Annotated in this window: 1 protein-coding gene; it reads right to left on the reverse strand. The window is 62.4% G+C overall.

Annotated elements, in window-relative coordinates; translation table 11 throughout:
* Window positions 1–138 precede the first annotated feature (138 nt).
* On the reverse strand, window positions 139–322 hold a 184-nt coding region (locus BK660_RS31455), incomplete at its 5' end, for an efflux RND transporter permease subunit (protein ID WP_148057531.1).

The following is a 322-nucleotide window of genomic DNA, read 5'->3' on the forward strand; positions in this document are numbered from 1 at the left end:
CGAAGTTCTTTTGCCCGGCGGCGCCGTCGGTGACGGCCGTGATATTGGCCGCCTCCGTGGCTGGGGTCTTGTAGTCGGGGCCGACAGCGCAGGCGCTGAGGGCCAGCACCAGCAGACTCGGCAGGAAGACTTTCAGACTCATTGTTGCGCCTCCAGTTTCAGAGCTTTGGCCGCTTTGCGGGCTTCGCCGCGTTCGACAAAGTTACGGATCAGTACGTAGAACACTGGTGTCAGCAACAGACCGAAGAAGGTCACCCCGAGCATCCCGGAGAACACCGCCACACCCATGGCGTGACGCATTTCGGCACCGGCACCGCTGGAG

It is taken from the genome of Pseudomonas brassicacearum, assembly GCF_003732265.1.
In the GTDB taxonomy this organism is placed as follows: Bacteria; Pseudomonadota; Gammaproteobacteria; order Pseudomonadales; family Pseudomonadaceae; genus Aquipseudomonas; species Aquipseudomonas brassicacearum_D.